This window comes from Crocosphaera chwakensis CCY0110 (assembly GCF_000169335.1).
In the GTDB taxonomy this organism is placed as follows: domain Bacteria; phylum Cyanobacteriota; class Cyanobacteriia; order Cyanobacteriales; family Microcystaceae; genus Crocosphaera; species Crocosphaera chwakensis.
The window spans coordinates 82,772-108,798 of sequence record NZ_AAXW01000003.1 but is presented as its reverse complement, the minus strand read 5'-3'; the positions used below and the strand labels follow the sequence as shown (position 1 = coordinate 108,798).

The 26,027-nt window shown below is 36.5% G+C and carries 26 protein-coding genes and 1 pseudogene; 13 read left to right on the top strand and 14 right to left on the bottom strand.

Annotated features, from left to right (window positions below):
• Window positions 1-331: 331 nt before the first annotated feature.
• The 3 genes and pseudogenes from CY0110_RS02805 (at window position 332) to CY0110_RS29790 (ending at window position 3,233) form a co-directional block, all read left to right on the top strand.
• A complete protein-coding gene (locus tag CY0110_RS02805; protein ID WP_008273754.1) occupies window positions 332-2,479 on the top strand; it encodes a pentapeptide repeat-containing protein in 2,148 nt (715 codons plus the stop codon).
• Window positions 2,480-2,560: 81 nt separating this feature from the next.
• A complete protein-coding gene (locus tag CY0110_RS02800; RefSeq protein ID WP_008273753.1) occupies window positions 2,561-2,899 on the top strand; it encodes a nucleotidyltransferase family protein in 339 nt (112 codons plus the stop codon).
• Window positions 2,886-3,233, top strand: a pseudogene (locus CY0110_RS29790) (HepT-like ribonuclease domain-containing protein). The gene CY0110_RS02800 and the pseudogene CY0110_RS29790 overlap by 14 nt, the downstream one beginning before the upstream one ends.
• A gap of 8 nt (window positions 3,234-3,241) precedes the next feature.
• Here the strand turns inward: CY0110_RS29790 and CY0110_RS02790 are convergent.
• On the bottom strand, window positions 3,242-4,009 hold the full coding sequence (locus tag CY0110_RS02790) for a hypothetical protein (RefSeq protein ID WP_008273751.1): 768 nt from the start codon (window positions 4,007-4,009) through the stop codon (window positions 3,242-3,244).
• A 229-nt stretch (window positions 4,010-4,238) separates the two neighbouring features.
• Here CY0110_RS02790 and coxB point away from each other — a divergent pair, with 229 nt between their 5' ends.
• The 6 genes from coxB (at window position 4,239) to CY0110_RS02760 (ending at window position 10,140) form a co-directional block, all read left to right on the top strand.
• Window positions 4,239-5,186, top strand: a complete 948-nt coding sequence (coxB, locus tag CY0110_RS02785) for a cytochrome c oxidase subunit II (protein WP_008273750.1) — start codon at window positions 4,239-4,241, stop codon at window positions 5,184-5,186.
• Window positions 5,187-5,355: 169 nt separating this feature from the next.
• Window positions 5,356-7,023, top strand: a complete 1,668-nt coding sequence (gene ctaD, locus CY0110_RS02780; protein WP_035798314.1) for a cytochrome c oxidase subunit I — start codon at window positions 5,356-5,358, stop codon at window positions 7,021-7,023.
• A gap of 180 nt (window positions 7,024-7,203) precedes the next feature.
• Window positions 7,204-7,821 carry a cytochrome c oxidase subunit 3 gene (locus tag CY0110_RS02775; protein ID WP_008273748.1) on the top strand — a complete coding sequence of 206 codons (618 nt, stop codon included), beginning with the start codon at window positions 7,204-7,206 and terminating at the stop codon, window positions 7,819-7,821.
• Window positions 7,822-7,968: 147 nt separating this feature from the next.
• Complete coding sequence (locus tag CY0110_RS02770) at window positions 7,969-8,889, top strand: histone deacetylase family protein (protein WP_008273746.1); 921 nt, start codon at window positions 7,969-7,971, stop codon at window positions 8,887-8,889.
• 13 nt (window positions 8,890-8,902) lie between these two features.
• On the top strand, window positions 8,903-9,457 hold the full coding sequence (gene rimI, locus CY0110_RS02765; RefSeq protein WP_008273745.1) for a ribosomal protein S18-alanine N-acetyltransferase: 555 nt from the start codon (window positions 8,903-8,905) through the stop codon (window positions 9,455-9,457).
• An 86-nt stretch (window positions 9,458-9,543) separates the two neighbouring features.
• On the top strand, window positions 9,544-10,140 hold the full coding sequence (locus CY0110_RS02760) for a TetR/AcrR family transcriptional regulator (protein WP_008273744.1): 597 nt from the start codon (window positions 9,544-9,546) through the stop codon (window positions 10,138-10,140).
• On the opposite strand, the gene CY0110_RS02755 is transcribed toward CY0110_RS02760, so the two are convergent.
• The 9 genes from CY0110_RS02755 to CY0110_RS02715 all read right to left on the bottom strand — a co-directional run bounded on the left by CY0110_RS02755 (window position 10,137) and on the right by CY0110_RS02715 (window position 19,350).
• Window positions 10,137-11,027, bottom strand: coding sequence for a ParA family protein (locus CY0110_RS02755; protein ID WP_008273743.1), 891 nt, complete (start codon window positions 11,025-11,027; stop codon window positions 10,137-10,139). The two genes, CY0110_RS02760 and CY0110_RS02755, sit on opposite strands and share 4 nt — an antisense overlap.
• Window positions 11,028-11,103: 76 nt before the next feature.
• Entirely contained in the window at window positions 11,104-11,544 is a 441-nt protein-coding gene (gene aroH, locus CY0110_RS02750; protein WP_008273742.1) for a chorismate mutase, read from the bottom strand.
• 43 nt (window positions 11,545-11,587) lie between these two features.
• Window positions 11,588-12,406 carry a signal peptide peptidase SppA gene (gene sppA, locus CY0110_RS02745; RefSeq protein WP_008273741.1) on the bottom strand — a complete coding sequence of 273 codons (819 nt, stop codon included), beginning with the start codon at window positions 12,404-12,406 and terminating at the stop codon, window positions 11,588-11,590.
• Window positions 12,407-12,608: 202 nt separating this feature from the next.
• On the bottom strand, window positions 12,609-13,217 hold the full coding sequence (gene rpsD, locus CY0110_RS02740; RefSeq protein WP_008273740.1) for a 30S ribosomal protein S4: 609 nt from the start codon (window positions 13,215-13,217) through the stop codon (window positions 12,609-12,611).
• A gap of 266 nt (window positions 13,218-13,483) precedes the next feature.
• Window positions 13,484-13,840: a DUF29 family protein gene (locus CY0110_RS02735; RefSeq protein WP_008273739.1), complete on the bottom strand. Its 357-nt coding sequence runs from the start codon at window positions 13,838-13,840 to the stop codon at window positions 13,484-13,486.
• 13 nt (window positions 13,841-13,853) lie between these two features.
• Window positions 13,854-14,237 (bottom strand): DNA sulfur modification protein DndE, encoded by a 384-nt coding sequence (gene dndE / locus CY0110_RS02730; protein ID WP_157464520.1) that lies wholly within the window; start codon window positions 14,235-14,237, stop codon window positions 13,854-13,856.
• A 357-nt stretch (window positions 14,238-14,594) separates the two neighbouring features.
• On the bottom strand, window positions 14,595-16,580 hold the full coding sequence (gene dndD / locus CY0110_RS02725; RefSeq protein ID WP_008273737.1) for a DNA sulfur modification protein DndD: 1,986 nt from the start codon (window positions 16,578-16,580) through the stop codon (window positions 14,595-14,597).
• 91 nt (window positions 16,581-16,671) lie between these two features.
• On the bottom strand, window positions 16,672-18,378 hold the full coding sequence (gene dndC / locus CY0110_RS02720) for a DNA phosphorothioation system sulfurtransferase DndC (protein ID WP_008273736.1): 1,707 nt from the start codon (window positions 18,376-18,378) through the stop codon (window positions 16,672-16,674).
• A 33-nt stretch (window positions 18,379-18,411) separates the two neighbouring features.
• Window positions 18,412-19,350, bottom strand: coding sequence for an HNH endonuclease (locus CY0110_RS02715; RefSeq protein WP_008273735.1), 939 nt, complete (start codon window positions 19,348-19,350; stop codon window positions 18,412-18,414).
• Window positions 19,351-19,530: 180 nt separating this feature from the next.
• On the opposite strand from CY0110_RS02715, the gene CY0110_RS02710 reads away from it, so the two are divergent.
• On the top strand, window positions 19,531-20,736 hold the full coding sequence (locus CY0110_RS02710) for a DNA sulfur modification protein DndB (RefSeq protein WP_008273734.1): 1,206 nt from the start codon (window positions 19,531-19,533) through the stop codon (window positions 20,734-20,736).
• A gap of 45 nt (window positions 20,737-20,781) precedes the next feature.
• Window positions 20,782-21,135 carry a hypothetical protein gene (locus CY0110_RS02705; protein WP_232285685.1) on the top strand — a complete coding sequence of 118 codons (354 nt, stop codon included), beginning with the start codon at window positions 20,782-20,784 and terminating at the stop codon, window positions 21,133-21,135.
• On the opposite strand, the gene CY0110_RS02700 is transcribed toward CY0110_RS02705, so the two are convergent.
• Window positions 21,136-21,939: a DNA sulfur modification protein DndB gene (locus CY0110_RS02700; RefSeq protein ID WP_232285684.1), complete on the bottom strand. Its 804-nt coding sequence runs from the start codon at window positions 21,937-21,939 to the stop codon at window positions 21,136-21,138. It abuts the gene before it with no gap.
• A 137-nt stretch (window positions 21,940-22,076) separates the two neighbouring features.
• Between CY0110_RS02700 and CY0110_RS02695 the strand changes: the two genes are divergently transcribed.
• Window positions 22,077-23,690, top strand: coding sequence for a DGQHR domain-containing protein (locus CY0110_RS02695; protein WP_008273731.1), 1,614 nt, complete (start codon window positions 22,077-22,079; stop codon window positions 23,688-23,690).
• A gap of 53 nt (window positions 23,691-23,743) precedes the next feature.
• On the top strand, window positions 23,744-24,106 hold the full coding sequence (locus tag CY0110_RS02690; RefSeq protein WP_008273730.1) for a hypothetical protein: 363 nt from the start codon (window positions 23,744-23,746) through the stop codon (window positions 24,104-24,106).
• A gap of 75 nt (window positions 24,107-24,181) precedes the next feature.
• Here the strand turns inward: CY0110_RS02690 and CY0110_RS02685 are convergent, their stop codons facing one another.
• From CY0110_RS02685 to CY0110_RS02675, 3 genes are all read right to left on the bottom strand, one after another.
• Window positions 24,182-24,424 carry a DUF4327 family protein gene (locus tag CY0110_RS02685; RefSeq protein ID WP_008273729.1) on the bottom strand — a complete coding sequence of 81 codons (243 nt, stop codon included), beginning with the start codon at window positions 24,422-24,424 and terminating at the stop codon, window positions 24,182-24,184.
• A 300-nt stretch (window positions 24,425-24,724) separates the two neighbouring features.
• The gene (locus tag CY0110_RS02680; protein ID WP_008273728.1) at window positions 24,725-24,979 is read right to left on the bottom strand and encodes a DUF4327 family protein; all 255 of its coding nucleotides are present in this window, start codon (window positions 24,977-24,979) and stop codon (window positions 24,725-24,727) included.
• A gap of 214 nt (window positions 24,980-25,193) precedes the next feature.
• Window positions 25,194-25,919 carry a precorrin-2 C(20)-methyltransferase gene (locus CY0110_RS02675; protein ID WP_008273727.1) on the bottom strand — a complete coding sequence of 242 codons (726 nt, stop codon included), beginning with the start codon at window positions 25,917-25,919 and terminating at the stop codon, window positions 25,194-25,196.
• Between the last annotated feature and the right edge of the window lie 108 nt (window positions 25,920-26,027).

The following is a 26,027-nucleotide window of genomic DNA, read 5'->3' as shown; positions in this document are numbered from 1 at the left end:
AACTATTGAGAAAGATTCTTACACATTGCGAACTATAAAGTTAGCTAAAATTTTTAATGATTAATCAGACTCGGCTTTAAATATTAACGATGCTTATTAAAATAACAAAAATAATATAACCGTAGGGTTGGTTAGACAGCGATCGGTTATATTGTGGTTAGAATTTCAAAATACGTAGTAACTTACCATTTTAGTTGGGTTTCATGTCTCAACCCAACCTACATTTTATGACTACGGACTTTTTTATATTTCATTACACTTACCTCCTTAGAAGCAAATTCACTGTTCACTGTTCCCTGTTCCCTTATCCTCAATAACTGATAACTGAACAATGAAAGCATCTGAACTAATTAACCTCTATAACGAAGGAAAACGGGACTTCTCAGGTGAATGTCTCCGGGGTCAAAACTTTGCAGGAAAGGAGTTATCAGGGGCAAATTTTAGCGGTTGCGATATCCGAGGGACAAACTTTACTGGTGCAACCCTCATAGAAACTGATTTTAGCCAAGCAACGGCAGGGTTACAGAAACGGTGGATGATGGGCTTATTATTGGCTGCGTTACTGCTTATTGCCCTGTCTAGCGTTTGCTCTGCTTTTGTTGGTTATTTAGTTGCTTTGATATTTGATAGCTCCAATGTCGAAAATCAAGTCATCGGATGGTTTAGTTTAGGGGTACTGTTAATTTTTTGTATTATTAGTTACTGGAAAGGACTTGGGGGGGGGCTAGGAGTCGGAGCCGGAGCCGTAGCCGTAGCCGTAGCCGTAGCCGTAGCCGTAGCCGTAGCCGTAGCCGTAGCCGTAGCCGGAGCCGGAGCCGTAGCCGGAGCCGTAGCCGTAGCCGTAGCCGTAGCCGGAGCCGTAGCCGTAGCCGTAGCCGTAGCCGTAGCCGTAGCCGTAGCCGTAGCCGTAGCCGGAGCCGTAGCCGTAGCCGTAGCCGGAGCCGTAGCCGTAGCCGTAGCCGGAGCCGTAGCCGTAGCCGGAGCCGTAGCCGTAGCCGGAGCCGTAGCCGGAGCCGTAGCCGGAGCCGGAGCCGTAGCCGGAGCCGGAGCCGGAGCCGGAGCCGGAGCCGGAGCCGGAGCCGTAGCGTTAGCCCTATTTGCCTCTTTTATCGCCTATCGTGCCATGAAAGGAGATCCTAGAGAGGCTTGGATAAAAAATTTTGCTGTTGCTTTTGCTGCTACGGGTGGCACTACTTTTAAAAATGCTAATCTAACTGATGCTAACTTCAGCCAAGCAAGGTTAAAAAGTACAGATTTTCGAGAGGCTATTTTAATCCGTACTTCCTTCAAAAATGCCCAAAAATTGGATCGTATTCGTCCAGGAAATACCATCCTTTCTCAAACCCATGTCAGAGAGTTATTAATGACGGGTTATGGTTACAAAAAATCTTATATCAATGCCAACTTACAAGGGGCAAACTTAGACGGAGCAAACTTAAATAAAGCCAACCTGAAACAGTGTAATCTTAATGATGCTAGTTTGCGAGCCACGAACTTAGAATGGACAAATTTAACGCAAGTTTCTGCTATTAATACTAACTTTACTCACTGTAATTTAACGGGTGCTTGTATTGAAGCTTGGAACATCGATCAAACTACTATTTTAGATAACGTTGATTGTCAATATTTATTTTTATTAGAAAAGCCAGGAATTAATGGAACTAGGGAACGCCGTCCCCATGATCCTAATAAAATGTTTCAACCTGGAGATTTTGAAAAACTGTATCGAGAAATTATTAATACAGTGCAATTATTCTTGAAAAATGGCATTAACCCCGAAGCGTTTAAACAGGCGTTTGATAAAATTGTCGAAGAAAATCCGAATATTAGTTATGATAATATTCAAGGTATTGAGAAAAAAGGTAATGATGTTTTAGTTACTGTAGAAGTTCCTAAAGATGCAAATAAAGCTGACATACAAAATACTTTTGATGAAGTTTATGAACTGAGATTGAAAGAAGCAACTGCTACAAAACTATTAGAAGCAGAAAAAGAACACAAAAAAGATATAATTAAGTTAGTAGAAGCCTTAAAGCCTTCTCCAACCCATATTATTAATGAAAACAAAGTCATGACTAACAGTTCAGATAATAGCAAAAACATCCAAATGAGAGATATTAATGCGACTAACTCCGTTGTTAATTTAGGAGAAATTAAAGGAAAAGTTAGCAATAATATTCAACAAATACCCGATAATACAGAAGATGGAAAAACTAGCATAAAAGAGCTATTAAGTCAATTAAAAATAGCAATAGAAACAGAAGAAAATCTCGACAATGAAACAAAAGCCGACGCATTAGACAGTGTGAATAATATTACTGAAGCTGCTAAAAATCCCCAAGATAGTAACTTGAAAAAGTTAGCAAAACTGTCGAAAAATGCCATTTTAGGGATTGTTTCTACCTTACCCACCGCCACAACCTTAGTGACAGAATGCAATAAATTATTACCAGCAATTAGTCAATTGTTAGGACTTTAAGTCAGTTACCAGTTATTTGGACTAAGCTATGTCAAAGTATTAATTATTGCTCACTGTTTACTGTTCATTGTTCCCTAAACTATGATTAATAATTACTCTTCTTTTGTTCATAAAAACTTACAACTTTCACAAACAGATATATCCCAAATTTGTCAGCAATGGAAAATCAAAAAAATGTCTTTATTTGGGTCAATATTAAGAGAAGATTTTAATAGCAATAGTGACATTGATATTTTAGTTCAATTTACTGCTGATGCTAGACAAGGATTACTGACTTTAGTAAAATTAAAACATCAATTAGAAGAAATTACCCACAGATCAATAGATATTGTTGTACAAGAGTCAGTAGAAAATAGCGATAATTGGATTCGTAAAAATGAAATTTTAAATACAGCACAAGTAATTTATGAACAGAGATAAAACTTCATTACTCGATATTATTCAAGCTGCCAGAAAAGTTTTAAAGTTTTCTCAAGAAATTGATCAAGAGACTTTAGCTAAAAATGAAAAAAAACAATCAGCTATTCTTTATCAAATCATTATTATTGGTGAAGCGGTTAAACGTTTATCAGGGGATTTTAGAGAAACATAGTCTTATATTCCTTGGCGAGATATTGCTGGAATGTGAGATATTTTAACCCATCAATATGATCGAGTTAACTTTAACACTTTATGGGATGTGATTAGATATGACATCCCCGAATTACTTGAATTAGTTGAACCTCTAATGAATGATAAAAGTGATCATTTCTAGATTTAATACTATTCACTTTGTTCTTGGTTATCTGGCATATTTTCTAACATACTCTGAATTAAATCATATTGAGTAAAATATTTATTACCTTGCCAATGTTCCCAAGCTTCAATATGTTTCATTCTTAAAGCCATTTCTAAAATAGATAAACCTTCTTCATGAATAGTAACAGCAATTTCTTCAACTTCAGGTAACGGTTGTTTCGATTTTTCTTCCATGTAAGCGGTAACTGCTTTATCTTTTTCTTCCTCAGTTTCATGTTGACTAATAATCGTATTGATTTCTTCTTCTAAAGCTTCGGGACTGTGCATAATAATATCCTCCCGATCAAAAAATTCACCAAAAGAATTAGGCGGTTGAGGAGTTTCTTCAGGAGGACAACCAAATAATTTATTAACAATGGCTAAACGAACTGGTTCTGCTGCACGCCAATTTAGTCTAGTATTAAAGAATTTTATCCCTTCTACTACTCTTTGAAACGATCGCACTTCTAACATCATCAAATCATCATCAATAAATTGAAAATAACCTAAAGGAACGGGGCGATTTTCTTTCGGAATTTTATTATAAGATTGTTGAAAACGGATTTTTTTTGCTTCCTCGTGATATAACCAATACCAGCGATCGCTCTTTTCATAATATTGCATACATTTTAGCTTCTCAAACACCCCTAACACCGTCTTTTTATTAGTCACATGATAATAAAGTCTAGCTGGTTGATAGGGTTCCCCTGTAATATTTGTAATGAGATTTAACTGGGTTTCTGTTGCTGCCATATTGACTAACTGTAATTAGATTTAAACCGATTATTTCTATGCTAATTCAAAGTTATGGTTCCTATCTTAAAAAAAGCTAAAATACGCATTTCTTAAGGTTATCTTTGTTAATCAAGTTTGATTCTAAAGAAAAACAAAAGATCCTTAAATCTGTTATAAAAAAACCAATCATTTTCAAAAGTTGGCCTTACCGTAATTAGATAGGTAATCGTCTAACCCATCAACCATTGTGAAGATTCCAAGTAACATTATCACCTTACTCGTTGGTATCGTTATTACATTAGCGAGTCTCTGGTATGGTCAAAACCATGGCCTAATGCCAGTAGCTGCCTCTGAAGATGCCAAACAGGTAGACAATATATTCAACTTTATGATGACCATTGCAACGGGACTGTTTCTCTTGATAGAAGGAGTCTTAGTTTATACGGTCATTCGATTTCGTCGTCGCAAAGGAGACACCACCGACGGGCCTCCCATTGAGGGAAATGTACCCTTAGAGATTCTCTGGACTGCCATTCCAACCATTATCGTCTTCATTCTTGCCCTTTATAGCTTTGAAGCCTATAACAATATGGGAGGACTCGATCCAGTCATTTCTAGAGATCATTCTCCCCAACAAATCGCTATGGGTGGCCATCAGCATCAAATGGCTTTAGGCATTGGTAATGCTTCAACAGACACTAACCCTGCGGTAATGGTAGATGTTAAAGCCATTCAATACGCCTGGATTTTCACCTATCCTGAAACGGGAATTGTTTCGGGTGAACTTCATGTACCCATTGATCGCCCTGTGCAACTAAACATCAATGCAGGGGATGTCCTTCATGCCTTTTGGGTTCCCCAACTGCGCTTAAAACAAGATGCGATTCCAGGCCGAGAAGCAACCTTAGCCTTTACCGCTAACCGTGAAGGAGATTATCCTATCATCTGCGCCGAACTTTGTGGTGCCTATCATGGCGGTATGAAATCAGTGCTTCATGTCGATAGTGCAGAAGCTTACGCCCAATGGGAAGAAACCAATAAACCCGTACAAGAAGCTCAAATGGGAGAAACGGCGATCGTTGATCCCAAAAATATGAGCGATCAAGAATTTCTCAGCCGTTATGCCGAAGATATGGGCATGAATCACCACATGGTGGCTGAATTAGCCAGTAATCGTTCTGATTACGCTTTTTAAATCTGAGAGAAGTCGCAAGCTAGAAGAAGAATCAACAAATCCTTGGTTTTAAACCTAGATAGAGAAAGAGTTTTACTTCTGAGTTCTGACTTCAACTTTAGACCCCTGACTTAATGTCTTGTTTGTACCTCTTTTGCCAAGTCTATCGTAATTATTGATAAACCTTTCTATGACAATCACCGTCGAATCAACCCACATGGAACATCAACAAAGGAAATGGACGGACTATTTCACCTTTTGTACGGATCATAAGGTGATTGGTATTCAATACTTAGTCACGTCTTTCGCGTTCTATTTTATCGGTGGGGCTTTTGCTGAAGTGCTTCGCACAGAATTGGCCACCGCCGATCCCGATTTTGTTACCCCTGCCATGTATAACCAGTTTATGACCCTACATGGCACCATAATGATCTTTTTATGGATTGTCCCAGCTGGGGCTGCTTTTGCCAATTATTTAATCCCCCTAATGATTGGGGCTGATGATATGGCCTTTCCTACCCTCAACGCAGTAGCTTTCTGGTTAACCCCTCCTGGCGGTATTTTGTTACTGCTGAGTTTCTTTGTGGATGGTGGCGCAGCCCAAGCCGGTTGGACTTCTTACCCTCCCCTCAGTTTAATTAGTGGGGTGTGGGGTCAAGAAATTTGGATTTTAAGCGTCTTATTGGTGGGGACTTCCTCTATTTTGGGAGCGATTAATTTTGTCACCACCATCTTTAAAATGCGTATTAAAGATATGGATTTGCACAGTATGCCTTTGTTTTGTTGGTCCATGCTGGCAACCTCTGCTTTAATTCTTTTATCTACCCCTGTATTAGCTGCTGCTTTAGTTCTCTTATCCTTCGATTTGATCGCAGGAACCAGCTTCTTTAACCCCACAGGAGGAGGCGATCCGGTGGTTTACCAGCATATGTTCTGGTTTTACTCCCATCCTGCGGTTTACATCATGATTTTACCCTTCTTTGGTTTAATTTCTGATGTTCTTCCTGTTCATGCCCGTAAGCCAATTTTCGGTTATCGTGCGATCGCCTATTCCAGTTTAGCGATTAGTTTCCTCGGTTTAATTGTCTGGGCGCACCATATGTTTACCAGTGGGACTCCTGGCTGGTTGCGGATCTTCTTTATGGCTGCTACCATGCTCATTGCCGTTCCCACAGGGATTAAAATCTTTAGCTGGTGTGCCACTATTTGGGGCGGAAAAATTAACCTCAACACCGCCATGTGTTTTGGTATCGGTTTTATTGCCACTTTCTTAATGGGTGGGTTAACTGGAGTCATGTTATCTTCGGTTCCCTTTGATATCCATGTCCATGACACCTACTTCGTAGTCGGACACTTCCATTATGTTCTTTTTGGTGGGGCAGCAATGGGACTATTTGCCGGGTTCTATCATTGGTTCCCGAAAATGACGGGGAGAATGATCAATGAACCTTTAGGAAAAGCCCATTTTATCCTGCTATTTATCGGCTTAAATATCACCTTTTTACCCATGCACGAACTAGGGTTATTAGGGATGAATCGTCGTATTGCGTTATATGATATTGAGTTTCAACCCTTAAACCAGCTTTGTACCATCGGTGCTTATTTATTGGCTGTATCCACCGTTCCCTTTGTCATTAACGTCTTCCTCAGTTTAGTTAAAGGAGAAAAAGCTGGTCGTAACCCCTGGCGTGCCTTTACTTTAGAATGGCAAACTTCCTCCCCTCCAGCGATTGAAAACTTCGATGAAGAACCCGTTTTATGGGCTGGTCCATATGATTACGGTACTGACTCCGAAGGGGTTGACTCTGAGGAAAGCATTGAAGATATGTTAGCCGAAGTTGGAGCTAATTCTAAGTAATTTTTTCTATCCTTTGAGATAGACAACAGGGAACGGGTAACAGGCAACAGAATTAATAAAAGGCACTATCTATTTATCGGTTTAATTGTGGTAAAAGTTGCAACCTTTTTCTCATCAGCCATTTCCCCATTCCCTCTTTTTTTCAACTGTCATTAAATCATTTCAACCTTTCAATTTCTTATGCAAGGATCAGCGATTCAACAACCTCAAGGAACGGTTCCTGAACACAGTGGCCATCACGGTGGCCATGAGGGACATCCGGATCATCGACTGTTTGGTATTGCCCTATTTTTAGTGGCAGAAAGTTCCATTTTCCTAGGCTTATTTACAGCCTTTATCATCTACAAAACTATCATGCCGGTTTGGCCTCCGGAAGGCACTCCAGAACTAGAATTATTATTACCTGGAGTCAATACTATTATTCTGGTTGCTAGTAGTTTTGTCATGCACAAAGGACAAACTGCGATTAAGAAAAATGATGTCTCTGGGTTGCAACTTTGGTTCGGTATTACTGCGGTGATGGGGATTATTTTCCTTATCGGCCAAATGTATGAATACTTCCATTTAGAAATGGGATTAACCACCAATTTATTCGCCAGTTCTTTCTACGCTTTAACCGGATTTCATGGTCTTCATGTAACCTTTGGACTATTATTAACCCTAGCGGTTTTATGGCGTTCTCGTAAATCAGGACATTATACCAGTGAGTCCCATTTTGGTGTGGAAGCAGCCGAACTTTACTGGCACTTTGTTGATGTCATTTGGATCATTCTTTTTATCTTGGTTTATTTACTATAAACCTTGTTTCACAGAATTGTTAATTGCCCCAACTTCTACAGTTGGGGATTTTTTATATAATATTAGTTGATTTAATTATGAACTATTAATTATTCGGTACAATTTAATACAGTTCAAAAATTTTGATTAATTTTAGATTCAATTACAATGTTTCCTATTATTTATTCCGATGCTTTTCTAGAACATGATACAGGCAGCTTTCATCCCGAAAGTCCTCAAAGATTAGAATCAATTGTTAAAGCATTGAAAACCGTATCTTGGGGCGATCGCATACAATGGCAACAGCCAACCCACCCAACCCAACGAGATCCCATTCCCCACATAACAAAGATTCATGCTGATAACTATGTCAAAGGAGTGCAAGCTTTAGCAGCCAAGGGAGGGGGTTTTATAGACGGTGATACAGTTGTCTCTCCTCAGAGTTATAATGTGGCGTTATTAGCAGTTAATGCTTGGTTAGATGGAGTTGACCAAGTGTTGGAAACTCAGAAACCGGCCTTTGTATTGTGCCGTCCCCCAGGCCATCATGCGGTGCAGAAGACAGGAATGGGATTTTGTTTGTTTTCCAATGCTGCGATCGCTGCTGATTATGCTTTAGAATGTGATGGGATTGAACGGGTAGCTATTTTAGATTGGGATGTGCATCACGGCAATGGAACCCAGGCGATCGTTGAAAACAACCCCAATATCGCTTATTGTTCGTTGCATCAGTTTCCTGCTTATCCTGGAACCGGTAGGGAAACGGAAACGGGAAAATATGGTAATGTGCTGAATATTCCTATGGAACCAGGGAGTGACATAAAAAAGTATCAAGTCGCCTTTGATCAGCAAGTTATACCATTTTTAGAGAAGTTTCAAGGAGATATTTTAATTGTCAGTGCAGGTTATGATGCCAATCAAGCAGACCCTTTAGCATCGATTAATCTTCAGCCTAAAGATTATGGCATTTTTACACAAAAATTATTAACCGTTACCTCTCGTCTTTTGTTTGGGTTAGAAGGGGGTTATGATTTATCTGCTTTAGCTGAGTCTGTTCTTGCAACCATCGAGGTTTGTGTCGGCCATTAAGTTTAGTTTTTCCATGTCATTTTCTTTAATTCAACTTCGTACACCTCAGCTAAGTGATCTCGATGAACTTGTAACCTTAGATAAAGATTGTCTTGGGGGTTTGTGGACAAAAGATGGCTATCAACGGGAATTAAAGAGTTCTAATAGTCATTTTTGGGTTTTGTCTTCTCATTTAACTCAAACCATTATTGGTTGTGGGTGTTTTTGGGAAATTTTAGAAGAAGCCCATATTACATTGTTAATGATTGCGCCTCGGTATCAAAGTCAAGGGTTAGGTCAATTATTACTTTATGGTTTACTCAGGGATGCGGTGAAGCGAAAATTAGAACGTGCTACCCTAGAAGTGAGGGTTTCTAATCAACCTGCTCTTTCTCTCTATCGAAAGTTTGGCTTTCAAGTGGCAGGACGACGAACAGGCTATTATAAAAAAACGGGAGAAGATGCTCTGGTGCTTTGGCTTAGTGGTTTACACTATCCTCAGTTTCAGCAAGAATTGTCTACTTGGGAACAACAAATTAAGGATCGTCTTACTCGTCATCATTGGCAATTCTCTATACTTAAACAGTGACCAGTGAATAATTGCTTGTGCTGAGCTATATCAAAGTATCGATGATTCTTTCCTTTTCTCAGTGTGATTGAAAATAACCTAAAATTATGATGATATTAGATTCTTCTTCAACGCAATTAAACAAAAAAGCAGAACAAATTTTAAAAGGGGCTTTACCAGAATTTTTAGAACATGGTTATGCTGCAACTCGTATGGATCAAGTAGCAAAAACCGCCGGGGTTTCAAAACAAACCTTGTACAGTTATTTTGATGATAAAGAAGGATTATTTACGGCATTAATTCAATATGTTGCTTGCCAAAAGTTTCGCTTAGTTTGGTCAAAACCTCTAATCGGAGAACCTCGTCAAGTTTTGACTCAATTAGCTCGACTGATTATGACACAAATTAATGATCCTGATTATCTTTGTTTTGTGCGTTTAATTATTGCTGAGTCAGGTAAACATCCTGAATTATCGCAGCTTTTTTTACAAAATGTTGCTCAACCAGCTATTAGCATTTTTAAAGGATATCTCAAAGAACATCCAGAACTTAGGATTAAAGATCCTGAAGTTCTTGCCCATATTTTTGTTGGCACTTTAATCCATAATATTTTGACGCAAAATATGTTATCAGGTAACACAATTATTCCTATGGAACCAGAAAGATTAATCAATAATTTAGTAGAATTAATAATTAATAATTAATTACTGGGTAGCTTACTTAAAAATTCTTCGGCTAATTTAATGAATGCTTTAGAACCACTAGAATTGGGCATAGAAGTAACAACAGGCATAAAATTATCCACTGCTTTAGCCACATTAACATCCATAGGAATTGAAGTTTTAAAGAGTTTTTCAGGAGAAAAATCTGCTTGTACTCGTCGCATTACTCGGTTATAATAACGACTTAATAAACCGCCTCCTGATGAGATAAAAATGACTCCTAATAAATTCAAATTCAAGGGTTGATTATTTTGATGACTTTCTTTTAATTTAGCAATTCGTCGTTCTAATAATTGCATTCCTACCACGGATAAAGGTTCAGGACGAGCCGGTAATAAATAATAATTACTCGCAGATAATCCACTTCTGGTTAAAAGATTATAACCTGGGGCGCAGTCCATAATTACAAAGTGATAATGTTCTAGAACAGGCTCTAAAATTTTCTGAATTAAAACCCTCTCAAAGTGATTCCAAACTGTTTCAAAATCTGGATTTTCTATCATTGCTGCTTGTTTATGCAGCATTTCTGAAACGATATATTCATCATACAATTCTAAATCTCCTGGTAATAAATCTAACCCTTCTATACCACAAATATAGGGTTGAATAATATCATGAATATCGAGCTTACTATAAGGATTAGGTTGAATAATATTATCTAATAAATAACTGAGGGTACGGCGTTTTTTTCTAGTTTGGGCAAATTCATGAGGAGACATTAAACTCAGGGTTGCACTGATTTGGGCATCTAAATCAAGAACTAACACTCGTTTTCCGTGATTTTTAGCTAAACAAGTGGCTAAATTGACGGTTAAGGTCGTCTTGCCCACACCCCCTTTCATATTGACGGTACTAATTACTAATGCCATTGATTTAATCCTTAATCTCTGTTGATATCGCTCGAAAAGAAGAAATTTTACACTTGTTAGATACGGTGTTCCCTTTTTAGAGAGAATGGCTAGTATAGGTTAAACGCCAATCAGGACGAAGATTAGAAGCACCGCGCAAATAAGCGTGAGAAATTTCTTTTTGAGGTTTTGGGGTATTAATGTGAATTAAAACCCTTATACAGCGTTTTAGACTACCTTCAACCGACATTTGTTGGACATCTAGGAGGGGAACATCTTGCCAGTGGGGGCGTTGACGGGCGATCGCAGCCGGAAATATAGCATCAAGGTCTTGAGTAGCGGTGAAGGTGACACTGACAATATCTTCAGGATTAAGTTGGTTTTGGTTTTCAATGACATCTAATAACTCCCTAACCGCTTCTCTTATGGCTTCTTGGCTATTTTCTGCCACTGTGGTTGCCCCTCGAATTCCCCTGACTTTCCACTCCACGATCGCGTCCCTCCAACAATGTTCGGTGTTCGTTAGTTGCACTCCCATTGTCGCACCCCTAGAGTCATTTTTCTGTTTGGTTTAACGTATTTTAAGGACGATATAACCATAAAGGTTGGCCGTTGGTTTTCAATTCAAATTCTAGCCAATCTATTGAGGTTCTCAGTTTCGATTTAGTTTGGTTGCGAGACAAAACCCGATTTAATAGGGATTTGGGTTCTTCGATGTCATAACATTGGGCTTTATCGGGGTTTAATCCGGCTAATTCAGCAGCCCAACGACGGGCATCTTCTTCTGTTCCTAAACGGTCTACTACTCCTAATTCTAATGCCTGTTGTCCAGTAAAAATACGACCATCCGCAAAGGTTTTAACATTATCAACATCTAAGTTTCTTCCTTCGGCAACAGTGGTCACAAATTGTTGATAACTGGTATCGATCATCTCCTGTAAGATATGCTGTTCTTCTTCAGTTAATTCGCGATCAAAGGCCAGAATATCTTTATAAGGGCCTGATTTAATCACTTTAAAAGAAACTCCAACCTTATCTAATAATCGCTCTAAATTATTACCTCGTAAAATCACTCCGATACTGCCAGTAATAGTTCCAGGGTTAGCCATAATATGTTGTGCGCCCATACCAATATAAACCCCCCCAGAAGCTGAAATATTGCCGAAACTTGCAACAATTTTCACCTTTTCTTGTAATCGTTTGAGGGCTTCGTAAATTTCTTGAGAGTCGCCGACGGTTCCTCCAGGGGAATCTATGCGTAATAATAAGGCCGGGAATTTTTTTTCTTTTACCGTTTTAAGGGCTTCAAGAACATATTTCCGAGTTTCTGAAGCGATCGCCCCTGTAATTTCAATACGGGCTATTTGTTTACTGGGTCTAGGTTTAAATGGCCAAATCATAGATTAATGTCGAACATAATGGAGATGAGCCATATTGTAACAATTCTTGAGAGAGTTAGGGGTAAAGAAAAATTAGCACGAAAAAATATTATGACATTATGTAAGGTGGACAGTGCATCAGCCTACTGTTTTAATTTCAACAAAAAACGATATGAATTTATTAATAATAAAGAGGACAACTATCATAGTTGCCCCACGTAAACTATACTTTCCGAGAATAATACTCAACCACCAGTAGTTCATTGATTTGTAATGCTACCCATTCCCGTTTAATAACATTATTGACTTTACCGGTTAAGGTATTTTTATCAAATTCTAAATGCTCAGGAAGGTTAGCCAAACCTGGATACTGCATATTAGTTTCTACCATGCGACGAGAGTTGTCCTTATTTCTCACAGAAATGACATCCCCAGGACGACACTGATAACTGGCAATATTAACCACGCGACCATTAACCATGACATGACCATGATTAACTAATTGACGGGCCCCTGGAATAGTTCCTGCCATCCCTAAACGGAACACGGTGTTATCTAAGCGCATTTCTAGTAGTTCTAATAATTTTTGTCCTGTCGAATCGGTAGACCGACGGGCTTTTTTCATGTAACGAACTAACTGCTTTTCGGTAACACCGTAGTTATACAATAACTTTTGCTTTTCTTCGAGTCGAATGGCGTATTCTGACCGTTTACGGCGGCCTTGACCATGTTGACCGGGGGGATAAGCTCGACGGGGGGTTTTTCTGCTTAACCCTGGCAGTTCTCCTAGTCTTCGCACCACTCTGAGGCGAGGTCCTCTATAACGAGACATATAAGCAATTTTCTCCTAAAACACAATATACTCCAAAATGGCCATTATAGCAGCTTTTGGGGGAATTAGTTACACAAAAATTTTACTTGGGATACCATCCTTCTTCAAGAATTTGCTCAAACGTGAAGGGACAGGTATCTTGAAACTGAACCTCAACCCTTTTTGCTTTACCATGACGTGAAATTAAACTAACTGCAGTTAAATATAGCAATTCTTGGACTCATGAGGCACACGTAACTCCTGCCTTCTGCCTTCTGCCTTCTGCCTCAAAGCGATAACCTTTGTACCTTACAAGCAAGGGAACTGCTATAAGCTTGAGGGATAGCAACTTTAATTTTATCAGAATAATGAGGCCAATCTTCCAAAACACCATTAAGCATCAATCGATTTGTATCGACAAATGTTCTCCAATGATATTCTTCAAAATCTTGGCTGTTAAAGTCGCTATAAAGTTCCAGTAAAGAACTGATCACCATAACTAATTGGTGATTAATCCAATATTTAGGATAATCTAAATCCGCAGCTAAATTATCCCAATCAAGCGACTCAATATCTCTATTTTTTAAGGCTTCAATTTGTTGATCTGTCCAGAGTTTATAATCTTCATTGTATAAGTTGTTCATATGATTTCTAATTTTATTTTGTCGTCAATTCAATTAAATGTTCAATCTTTTTAATATTCATATCACCAGCTAAATAACCAATTCCTCGATGTAAATGCAGTCTAAATTGAGTGATTAAGGTTTCTTTATCGGTTCCTAAACCATCTTTATAACACCGTTGTTTTAAAGCAATTAATAATGAATCAGCTATTTCCCCTCCAAACACTCTCCAGGTCATTTCTACATTACTATCGAGGATAATAGGGACAGGAGAAGGAATACTCGGTTCCGCTAAGGAACGACAAAACCCCCATCGACATAAAATATTCCACTGTTCTATTTTTGTATATCTTTTCAGTTTAATTAGCTGGTCTTTTGCTGTTTGTGATAAACGTATTTGTTTAATCGGTGATTCCATAATCATTCCATGTAGGGTGGTCAAATTTGATAATTATTTTGACTATTCTATTCTCTTTTTTTATTATGCCCACCTTATTAAGATAGTGGGTGACGATGGATAATTATGTCGTTGTTTTCATTTTTATTATGCCGTCTAACTCACCCTACTTTTGAGAAAGGTTAAAAAAGAGGGGGTTGCTTTTGGGCTAAATTTGTGTGAAAATTGAAAATGTAAGTTTTATAATGGAATTATAAGCAAAAAATTTAAAATTGCTACTATTAACCATTATGATATAGATTATCATAAAGTAAAACTCTTGGCAAGCTTTGAAACAACAATTTCCGATTTTTTTTTCAAAATTCAATAATAAAAAAATTACCAAAAATAGCGATCGCCATGAACAGTAGTTTGACGGTTATTTTGGTCATATTCTAGCAGATAGGTGTGAGCGATCACATCTTGTTCGGTAAGTTGTTGTAACTCCTCTTGTCTTATTTCTGTATCCGTAGAAAGTAAGATAACTTGATGGGAAGCAGTGGGAAAATAACGTTCAACTAAATTATTACGATGAGAAGAATCAAGTCTACCTAATGGGGTATCAATAGCGATGGGTAAGTTACGTCCGGATACTCTTGCTAACCCCCACAAAAATGCGATCGATAACAGTTGTTTTTCTCCTGCGGATAAACGATGTTTGGGAACAGTTTCCCCTTGAGGATCATAAAGGGATAAACTAAAGTTATGGGTATCAATAGCAACGCGATGAACGAGATCAGATTTATGAAGTAAATAACGGAAACATTCGGTAACTTCCCCTTCTAATTTATTGAGTTTTTTGAGGGTTAATCGCTCTTTAAATAATTGTAGGGTATTTTGGACTTTAGCAGCCGATTTAATAATGTGTTCGTTATTTTGTTTTTCTAACGCTTCATCAGTAAAACTTCTTAAGTCTTTAATAGTCATTTGCACTGCTTTTTGAGCTTCTTTAATGCGTTTTTCTGCTTGATTATATTCCGTTTGATATTTAGCAGCTTCTTTTTGTGCATTCGTAAGTGCATCACTCAATTTTTGATAGTCTTCTGGAGATGCAGCAACCTGTAATTTTCTGTCAGTATTATCTAAGTCAACTTCTAAGGTTTGTAAGATTTCTAGATATTTTGTAGCGGTATCAAGTTGTGAAGGTAGTTTATAGTCTAATAGCGTATTAAGTTGGTTTAATTCCTTTTCTGTAATTTCTAAATAATATTCAAGTGTTGTTATAGCATCTTGGTTAAGAGTTTTATATTCTTCTTGTAAAAATATTTGAATTTTCTGCAATTTTTCTTCAGTAAGTTGGAGGGTTTCTAGATAGCTGATTAACTTTTTATCTCGTTGTTGTAAGACAGTCTTAGCTAATATAGCTTGCTGTTGTTTAACTTCGGTTTCTCCTTGTATTTTTGCTTCGGTGAGTAAGGGAGTAATTAAAGCTAAAGGTAAACTGGTTGCTGCTAAGTTTACCATTTCGTTGCGTTGCTGTTGTAATTTATCTTTTAACTGATTAATATTTTGTTTTAGGGTACTACTTTCTGAGGCTATTTTTCCCCCTTCTATTCTAAAGCGTTCTGATGCTTCTTTGATTTTATCATGAGCGCGGTCTAGTTTATTTTGTATAGATGATTGATCTTGTTTTGCGGTTTCCAATTCTTGCTTATAATAGTTTAATTTATCTTCAATTTCTTCTATAGTTTTGAGTTGTGATTGAGTTGCTAGTTTCTTCCGTTTTCGGTTGACCAAAACCTCTAAATCTACGGCTAATCTTTCGACTAATTCTAATCCGAGTAAAGACTGGATAGCTTCAATAACGCTAGTAGGTGGCGTTTCTTGTTCAGCTAATTCTTTAACTTGTTCCCCGTCGAACAAAAATAAGTTAGAAATACCTAATGGTAATAAAGTTTCGATATATTCATCCCAAGTTTCAGCTAATGCTTTAGCCGGCCAATCTTCTTCGAGAATACCTAAAGTATCTTTACCATCTTTGGGTTGTTTGTTCCAGCGTCTAACGATGCGTATTTCTTTCCATTGGTCATCAATAAAGTGTTCAAAAGCTAATTCGATTCTAGTTTCGTCTCCTAATGCAGTTTGATTATTAATTGCTTGAATTAAAAAGTCGCTGTAACTAAGATTATTACGGGTTGAACATTGAGCGCGTTGTCCATATAATGCAAGACGAATGGCATCCATCAGTGTGGTTTTTCCTCCTCCATTCATTCCCCCAATAAGAATAATAGGACGAGTTTCATTATCTTTTTCCGTCTGTAAGTTAATAATATTTTTACCCGCGTAAGGACCGAAATTTTCCAGAACTAATTCAGTAAATAACATAAGTAAACCAATAAAATTATCTTTTATGTTTATGATACTAAGGTTTCGTCTGTCAGTTTATCCATAACATCAAGAGTTTAGGTGTAATTAATCATAAATTATTTTCACTTTCTGTGTTATCAATAGGGTTGCCAAATTTAATAGTTCCCCAAGACAGTTGTTTCTGCGGTTGTTTTTCTTCGGGGTTCAAATTCTTTTTAAGTTCTTCTTTAACTTGGTTAATATCTTCCTTAGCAGTAACAGGATGTCCTAAAGATTCTTTTTCAGAATCTAAAACTTTTTTAAGTTCTTCTTTAACTTGAAAGATATCAACCTCTTCTTTGCTAATAGCATTTTTGAGGTTACGTTTTGTATGTGCATTATCAATAGCATCATCTTGCGATCTAGAACTGGTTTCAAAGCATTTTTCTAAGTCACCATAGATACCGACACGACGAGACTTAGTATAAAATTGTCTTTCGGTATCTAATAGTCTAGCCATCAATTCTAAGTGCATAGTATCATCGCCACAAATATTGGACAAGATATCCCATTCATCGCTACCGAGTAAACTATGACCGACTCCTGGACGACTATCCATAAAAGGTTCCCCTGTCACTTCTTCATAAATGCGGGGTAAACTATCATCAAATTCGTGTTTTTCTTCTAACCATATTCGTCTAATTTCGCTGAGTTCTTCTTGGGTAATTAAGGTAATATCTTTCATGTCTTGGGGTGCATTTTTTCTCACTTTAACTTGTGCTTCTAATACCCGTCTTAACCAATGTTCTCGCCAATATTTTGTATATGGGCCAGGAACGGGTTCAATGGAAGTCTGACCATCAATATTACGTTCAAAAAGGTGAACATTTCCCCAAATACGTCTAAAGTCTCTTTTATCTCGGTCATTGTGTATATCTAATTCTCTACGAACATCAATTAAAGGCTGTAACCATTCTTTTTCCTCATCGTTTTGGATCATTGCTGCTAAAGACTTATCACTATCAACTAGGGTACAAACCCAACAACCGAAGCGAGAACTTCCACAACTGGGGGTAGAAGTATCAATGACTAAAGGACATTCATTATGAGCAGTTGCCCCTCGATACATAGAAAATAAATCTTTATTACTATGTCCCCAAGGGTTTTCCCATTGCATTAAATATAACCACACTTCATCAGTTCGCCAGTCTTCAATAGGAGTGTATAACAAAGAACTGGGTAAATGAGGATGTTTACAAAGGCGATCGCGCACTCTTCCCTGTTCTCGTTTTGTCATGATCGCTTCGCGGTTTTGACTTTCGGTTTTACGAGTTCCTAAGACGACGATCGCCTCACCATTTGCCCTAACAACATTCCGAATAAAACGGTTAGAAGGATCAATTTTTAAACGAGGTGTACACCAACGAAAGGTATGACGAGGGGCAGGATATCCTTTCCCTATTAAACCTGTCCAATAAGTTTGTGCAACTTCTGGAGTCAATAAATGAGGTTCAATAGGTAGCTGTTCTTTAGTAGCCCGTTTTTTCATCCTCTCAAGAGACTTATTAACCCAGGCAGAAATAAATGGGTTTTCGACTAAAGTATCAGTGGTAATAACATATATTTTTTTATGTCTTTTATCTAGAGGTAGTTCAGCAATAGCATTCCAAATTAATTGCACAATAGCACTACTATCTTTACCGCCAGAATAACCAATAACAAGGGGAATATTATCAGCACAATATAACTCTTGTATTTCTTCTGTCAATCTTTTTATATCTTTAATGAGTTCTGGAACAGTGCGAGGCGGAAATAATGTGGTTTGAATATTAGTCATGTTTGTTCATCTCCTCTCAAAAATTTTAAATCACTATTGTCTAAAAACGTTTTGACGATGCCATTGAATCGCTTCTAAACTTGGAAAATAGGTTTGTGAGTTGGGTAATAAAATCGTTTCACCTTGAAAGTCTCTGATAGGTTTTGTATTAGGTGAGTCTTCAGCAAAGTTGTCAGAAATAAGAACTTGATAATTATCATCAATACTAAAAATCCCTCTATCAAAAGCCCAATGATGATTTTTACATAATGAAATACCATTATCTATCTTGTTGTCATAAAATTGTGCAAATGGTTTAATATGCGCTCCATCTACAATACTTTGTGATAATGATTTTATAACCCTTAGCTGGCATAATGAGCAACGATAGTCATAGGCATGAATAACCGCTTTACGAAAAAAAGAATCTCTTACTAAAGATTTTCTCATGTAAAATTTTCTAGTTGTTTCTGTTTCTTCTACTGCTTCGGTTCCTGTTTCTTCAAAAGATTGATTAATGTCTAAGATTTCTTGTAATTCTTTCTGAGCAGAAGAAAACCAAACATTAATTAAAGTATCGATTAATTCTCTTCTAGTCTCTGTATCTTGAAGAAATTCAAATAATTCTTGATCTAATGAAACATATCCAACTGCTTGTTTTAACTTTGTAATAGACTTATTAATAGTTATCAATTCTTCTTCTTTAACATCAGGCTTAAACTCGAAATGTATAATTTCTCGCTTTTTTAGAGCAATAAAAGGATACTGTAGCCCAGGATTTTTGTTAGCTTCAGGATCAAGTTTATTCAAATATTTTTTAAATGTATCAAGTAACTCATCAGATATTAATATTTTATTGGTTTCTATTATGTTTTGTGATATGAAATCTATGATTGTCAACAAAAGAACAGGTTGATATTTAGTCCTAACGTTTAGATTAGAAAAAAGCTCACAATAATAACTTAAGTTTTTTTGCTGTTGATTTTCAGTCATAGGTTTTGGTTTCAGATATCAGTGTCATAAAGATTAAACTAACTCAGTGATTATACGAATAATTATCATAAATATAGATAGAAGGGACTCCCAAAAAACTAGGTAATTTCCTGGTTTTCTATTAGTTTAACGCAAGATTATGATAGAAGGGTAGGTATTTACCGAAAATTAAGAATTATTATGTTTGATAGCCATATTGACAGTAGCGAATTAAGTCAAAATCTTAGACAAGTATTAGAATCTTATTTATCAAAATTTTACCGTGAAAAATGTTACTTAGGTTTACGGTTTCGTCAAGGAAAACGAGACATGATCCAAATAAATATACCAGCCCATGACTTGCCTATTTTACTACAAACAAAGCATTCTGAAAATAATGATCCTGACTCTGGTAAAAACCGCCCAGAAGTACAAGGCCACGCCGAAGAAGTTAAACAATATATTGTGAAACGCATTCAACAGGATAAACCTTGGATATTAGGAACTTTAACCGCTAATATAGACCCTCAACAAATTAAATTAATTGAAATAGCTAGAGAACTGTGTCTAGTAGTTATTCTTAGAGGCATAAAACTGGATATTACCGATGGCCAACACAGAAAAAGGGCTATTCATGAACTTATAGAAAGTTCGGAAGGTGAATTAATTGGAGATAATGATTTTCCTATTACTTTAGTCCTCGAAGAAGATTTTAACCAGTGTCAAACGGACTTTCGGGATATGGCGCAAAGCAAAGCATTAGATAAGTCTTTATTATTATCTTTCGGAGAGTTTGAAGGTCGTATCGGTATCATGAAAACGATACAAGACGAAGTACCAATATTTAAAGAAAAAACTGAAAAAATAAAAAATACACCATCAACCAAAAAGAAACTAATTTACACAAGTAATTATATTGTTAAATTAGTTAGTTGTGCTTTTGCCAATGATATTAATGCCGAACTGGAAAACTGGCACGTACAAGAATCATCTGATGCTTTAATGACTGCCTTAAACAAATTTTTCTCACAATGTGAACAAACCAAACATATTTTTGAGACAGAAGTCCAAGACTTAACCCTAGAAGAAATAGGAAACTTTAAAGAAGATTGTGTTTTAGGTCGTTATGTAGGTTTAGAAGTTTTAGGAAGATTATTCTATTCAATTTATGATAAAACTAACAACAATTTTGATAATGATAAAGTCTATCAACTCTCTCAAATAGACTGGTCAAGAAGCGGTCAGCTATGGACTGGTAATATTGTTACTATTGACCCTAACCCGAAAAATCCTGCTAAACCTTATAAAATTTCTATGAGTATGAGTAGTGTTAAAATTGCAGTAGATAAAGTCAAAATTAATTTAGGTTGGATGTCACCACCTCCTAATCAATTTCAATTATATTAATTCTCTTGATCAGTTGATAAACTAAGCCAAGTGATATAATAAAACTTGGCTTTTTATGAGAAACCTAAAATAAGTATGGTTAAAAAAATAAAGTTAATGACAGAGTATTATTATTACCCTCTTTGGGATATGGATGATGTTGATAATATTGATCCTTGTAAATTACCATTACAAGAAGAAACAATAAATAGTTTGTTAGAATGGGCAGAAACTTACAATAAAATTCTTAACATAAATAATCCTTCCGCTTCAAATTTTGCTAACCCCATAGAAGAGGAGAAGTTTGAACGTAAAGGACTTGAGTTATGGAAAAAACTACAACAGGAACTTTCTGCTAATTACCAAGTTTTTTATTTTAGTGAAAAGCAAGGTAAGCTTTTAAGTCCTTTTGAATATTAATCATAATTGTTGCATTTCTTCCGAAAGATCCAAACTTTGTAATTTCTCCTTCCAGTTATTAGGATAATCAACCAATAATAATCTCCCAAATTTCCCTAACCGTAAAAATAACTGATCTAAATTTTCATCATCCTTATTAGCTTCTAAATAATCACTAACTACTTGCCAATAAGACATAACAAAATCAAAAGTTTCCTCATCTTTTAAAGAAACATCCCCTAATAACTCAACCGTTGCTTGATACAATTGATACAATGTTAATAACTTATCTGAATTTTTCGGTATTCTTTCCCCTTCCAAATAAGTATAATTATTAAAAAAACTGACCTCTTTAACCACCCTTTTAACCATCAAAGCGATCGCATCTCGATTATCATAGAGAATGGTTAAACTCACGGGTATTGTCTCATATTTTAACTGTGGGTTAGCTTGCAGAGCCATTTCCAAGGCAACGCGACGATGTAAACCGTCATGTATGGTCAAAGTCCCCTCTATTGGAATACGCAAACGACCCAGTTTCCGCATTTCGGCTACCTCTCCCACCGCTTCAAACGTCGTATCAGCGTCAATACTGGCAGTAATAGCAGTAAACACATAATTGTGACGATTTTCTAAAATATATTGACAAATTTTCCTTGATCTACCTTTATTTAACCGTCGCTGACTGCGTTTAAACGGTGTTATGCTTTCATCTGGTAAAGGAAACAACTTCGGCAAGATCCCCAACGGACACATCGAAACATAATACTCCCGTTCTCCTTGGATCCCCCGAATTACTGGTAAGACATACTCAAACCCCATCATCTCCCCCGACTCCAAATTAAAACAAGGATATTATAATCTAAAAATTGTATAAGGTTTTTAAAAACTTTATCATGGTTTTCAAATGAAAAATGTATGATAATATTTGTAAATTCTTAGTCGTAAGCATTCAGCTATCAATGGATCAAGATATTACCAGCCAATTCCTACAACAAGAAACAGAAGAAAAACAGGCACTTGCTTTACTTTTAGAACGGTATTTATCCCGTCAAGATCAACTTTTTGTCCAGAAAACCCAGATGGGAAACACTCAAAGTTATTTGGGATCAGTATCTTTGCAATGGTTAGCCAGTCGAGTGCATTTTGCTCTCCAATTACCTTTATTTCGCCGTAAATATGACCCTAAAACTAACAATATTATTCGTGATTCTGAAACCGTAGAAGAATTACAACAACGTCCCTTAGATTGGTCAAGACAGGCACATTTAGCCCAATATTTAGCCGTTTTAAATAATCATAAATTCCCCCCGATTTTAGTGGTTATTAATCAAGACTGGGTGAATGATCCTAACGCTTTAGAATGGGATATAAATAACTGTGCGACAGTAAGTGTTGATGAGTTTACCTCTTTAGATCAAAATGATAGTGTAGGTTTGTTAAATATTGGAAAAAATTATTCAATTTTTGCTCTAGATGGACAACATCGGTTAATGGGTATTCAAGGGTTAATGGAGTTATTAAAAACAGGAAAATTAGAGGTTTATAATAAGGTAAAAAAATCAACAGGAAACCCCATTACTCTTGATGAATTAATAGAAGAATATAATCTAGATCCCATCGCTTTACAAAATTTAGCCAAAGAAAAGATCGGTGTTGAAATTATTCCTGCAGTCATTAAAGGAGAAACTTATGAAGAAGCAAGAAGACGGGTAAGATCGGTATTTGTTCATGTTAACCGCATGGCTATTTCTTTAAGTAAAGGACAGTTAGTTTTATTAAATGAAGATGATGGATTTGCTATTGTTTCTAGACGACTTGCTATTACTCACCCACTCCTAAAAGATCGAGACGAAAAAGACTGGAATTCTAGAGTTAATTGGGATAGCGCAACCATTGCGAATAAATCCACTGTTTTAACTACATTACAAGCACTGCAAGACATGGCAGAGGGATATTTAGACTATCAATTTCCCCATTGGAAAAGTAAGGATAAAAAGAACTTAATTTCTTTACGTCCTGATGATCAAGAAATAGAAACGGGTTTAAAGCTATTATCTAAGTTATTTGATGCTTTAGCCAATTTACCGAGTTATCGACAATTAGAACATGGAGTTAAAACTTATGAATTGAGACGATTTAACCATGAAAAAGGTGGAGGAGAAGGAAACTTTTTATTTCGTCCTGTGGGACAAATAGCCTTAGCACAAGCATTAGGATTTTTAGTATTTAATCAAAATTTTGATTTAAGAACTATTGTAAAAAAACTAATTTATTTTGATGAAATTGGCGGTTTTAGTTATATGGATACTTCTCAATCTATTTGGTATGGGATACTTTATGATCCAATGAAAAAACGCATACAAGTATCAGGTAAAAAATTAGCTTCTCGTTTATTAGTTTACTTATTAGGTGGGGTCAACGATGACTTAGAAAAAGCAGACATTCGTAGGGCATTAGCTGAAGCGAGAACCATCAAAGATGCTGCTACTAATGAAGAGAAAACCATTGATTTTAAGGGAAACTTTGTCCACCCCAAAAAGGTTGGTTTACCTAATATTTTAGTTGATAGTTAAGGGTCATTGTGTCATGATATTCGATAAATAATATATAGTAATATTGCTTTGATATGAATACAGATACTATCTTTCAACTTCTACAACAATCTTTCCGAGTTGGAGTCGGTTTAACTGCTTCGGTTTTAGAAACTCTCCAAGATCCCCAAAAACGCAATCAAACCCTGTCTGAATTGCAACAAGAAATTGCACAAAAAACCGAAGAATGGGCGATAAAAGGCGAAATAACCGAACAAGAAGCCCGTGAATTCCTGGATCAATGGTTAAAGCAACAATCATCCTCAAAAAATCCCCAAAACTCTCCTTCTTCAACCCATACCAAAGCTGCTGTTGACCAAGAAATTCAACAACTCACCGAAAAAATTATCACTCTCAGACAAGAACTTGAATACCTAAGAGAGAAAAAAAAGCCTTAAACCTGTAAAAATAAATGTTTAAGACGATGAGCGTTAATCATTTATAATTCCTGAACTCCACACTCAGGTTATGGTTTAGTCATTAGACCAAGTTTCTGAACTAATTAGATCGCTGATGCGATCGCGTAATAGATACTCAAATTTTTCTAATTCGTGTTCAACCCAGATCCATTCCCTAGGGGGAATATAGTCGCATAAGCTAGAAATCGGTTGTTGACGGCTAATTAAACCCCTATCAACCAAATGACGTGCTTCTTGTTGTATAAAATCGATAGAATACCGAGAAAAACTAACAGGAAATTGTGTGGAAAGATTCATAAGTAGAACACCAAACCAGTGAAAATCAAGACCCTGACCCTTAAAATGATCGAACCTACAGACGAAAGCTGCAAAGTCTTTTTGTATTCTTAATTACATTTTCTACCTAATTATGTCAGTAAGTGCTAAAAATTCCATTTTCCTTTAGGATTATCTCTTGAGACATAATTTAAGTCCTAATCTAGGGACTAGGACTTAATTAAGATATTCAAAAAGGGTGATTAGTAACAAGATATAGTTTCGTTGTTGATAGAACAATCAGACTTGCTAAAATGATAAAAATGGTTTTATAATAGAGGATTAATCGTTCTCCCAAGTTTCGCAAGCCATCAAGTCTCCAATTTGATCCCGTAATAGATATTCACATCTTTCTAATTCAGTTTCAACACACACCCACTCACGGGGAGGAATAAACTCACAGAGGACATAAAGAGGTTGCTGACGACTGACAACACCAGTCTCTACCAAATGACGAACCTCATCTTTAATCATGCTAATCGTGTAGGTTGTAGAAGGGACTGATGAAGAAGGAGAAGTTAGAGTAATAGGACTCATAGGAATTTACCAAGTGACTAGGAAGGCTTACTGTTTACTATAATCTAATTTTTACTAATAATAAAGTTATTTTTTGCTGTAACAAAGAATACATTCTAGCTTTTTTATTCTGAAGCCTCGTTAGATAAGGGTTTACAGGATGTTAAAAAATTTTAAGAAGATGGGAAATTGTCAGGAACCAGTGACCAGTTATCAGTGATTTTGTTGTTACTCCCTATTGTCTTTCTCGGACGTAGATAATCATTAAAGAGAAATAGGAAAGATTGAGATTGGGGTGATAAGTTAGGTTTCGATAGATTTTTTCTTCGGGTTGGGTTGCCCGTTCTACAATCAAGACATGGTCTAACAGGTTTAGCTTTTCTAGCTTCTTCCACACTTGAGGATAGACTGAACTGACTTTTAATAAAACAATAACATCAGCCCAACCTAAAACTTGATCTAACTCAGCCACATTGTACAAAGCAGGGATAATGGCCAAAGTTTGAGAACCAAGGGTTAAAGGGATGCCTAACACCGACGCAGTAGCCATTGGCGAACAAACCCCCGGAATAAGTTGTATGGTTACTTGGGGATGATTTTCGCGGATGGTTTGGGCTAAATAACTAAAGGTACTATAAAGACTTACATCTCCTTCACAAGCAAAAGCCACATTGATTCCTTGATGGAGATATTCCCATACCCTTTCTGCTGCTTCTTTCCACGCTTGTTTTAACTGCTGTTTGTCTTGAAGATAAGGAAAATTAAGAGGTAGTTTTTTTTGCTGTGGAGTGATCCAATTCGCAATAATTTTTTCAGCTAAACCTTGTTTACAACTAACTCCCATCGGAAAAGCAATCACAGAGGTTTCTTGCAATATCCGTTGTGCTTTAACAGTAATTAATTCTGGATCACCAGTTCCTACACTTACCCCGTATAAAGTTCCTATCCCTTTTTTTATCAAAATTTATTTAACTCCTAATTGAACATCAATTATTTTTTATCGTTGCTTATTTTTCATAAGTTTTTTCTGAAAAAAATATTAAGATTTACAAATATATAATTACAAAAA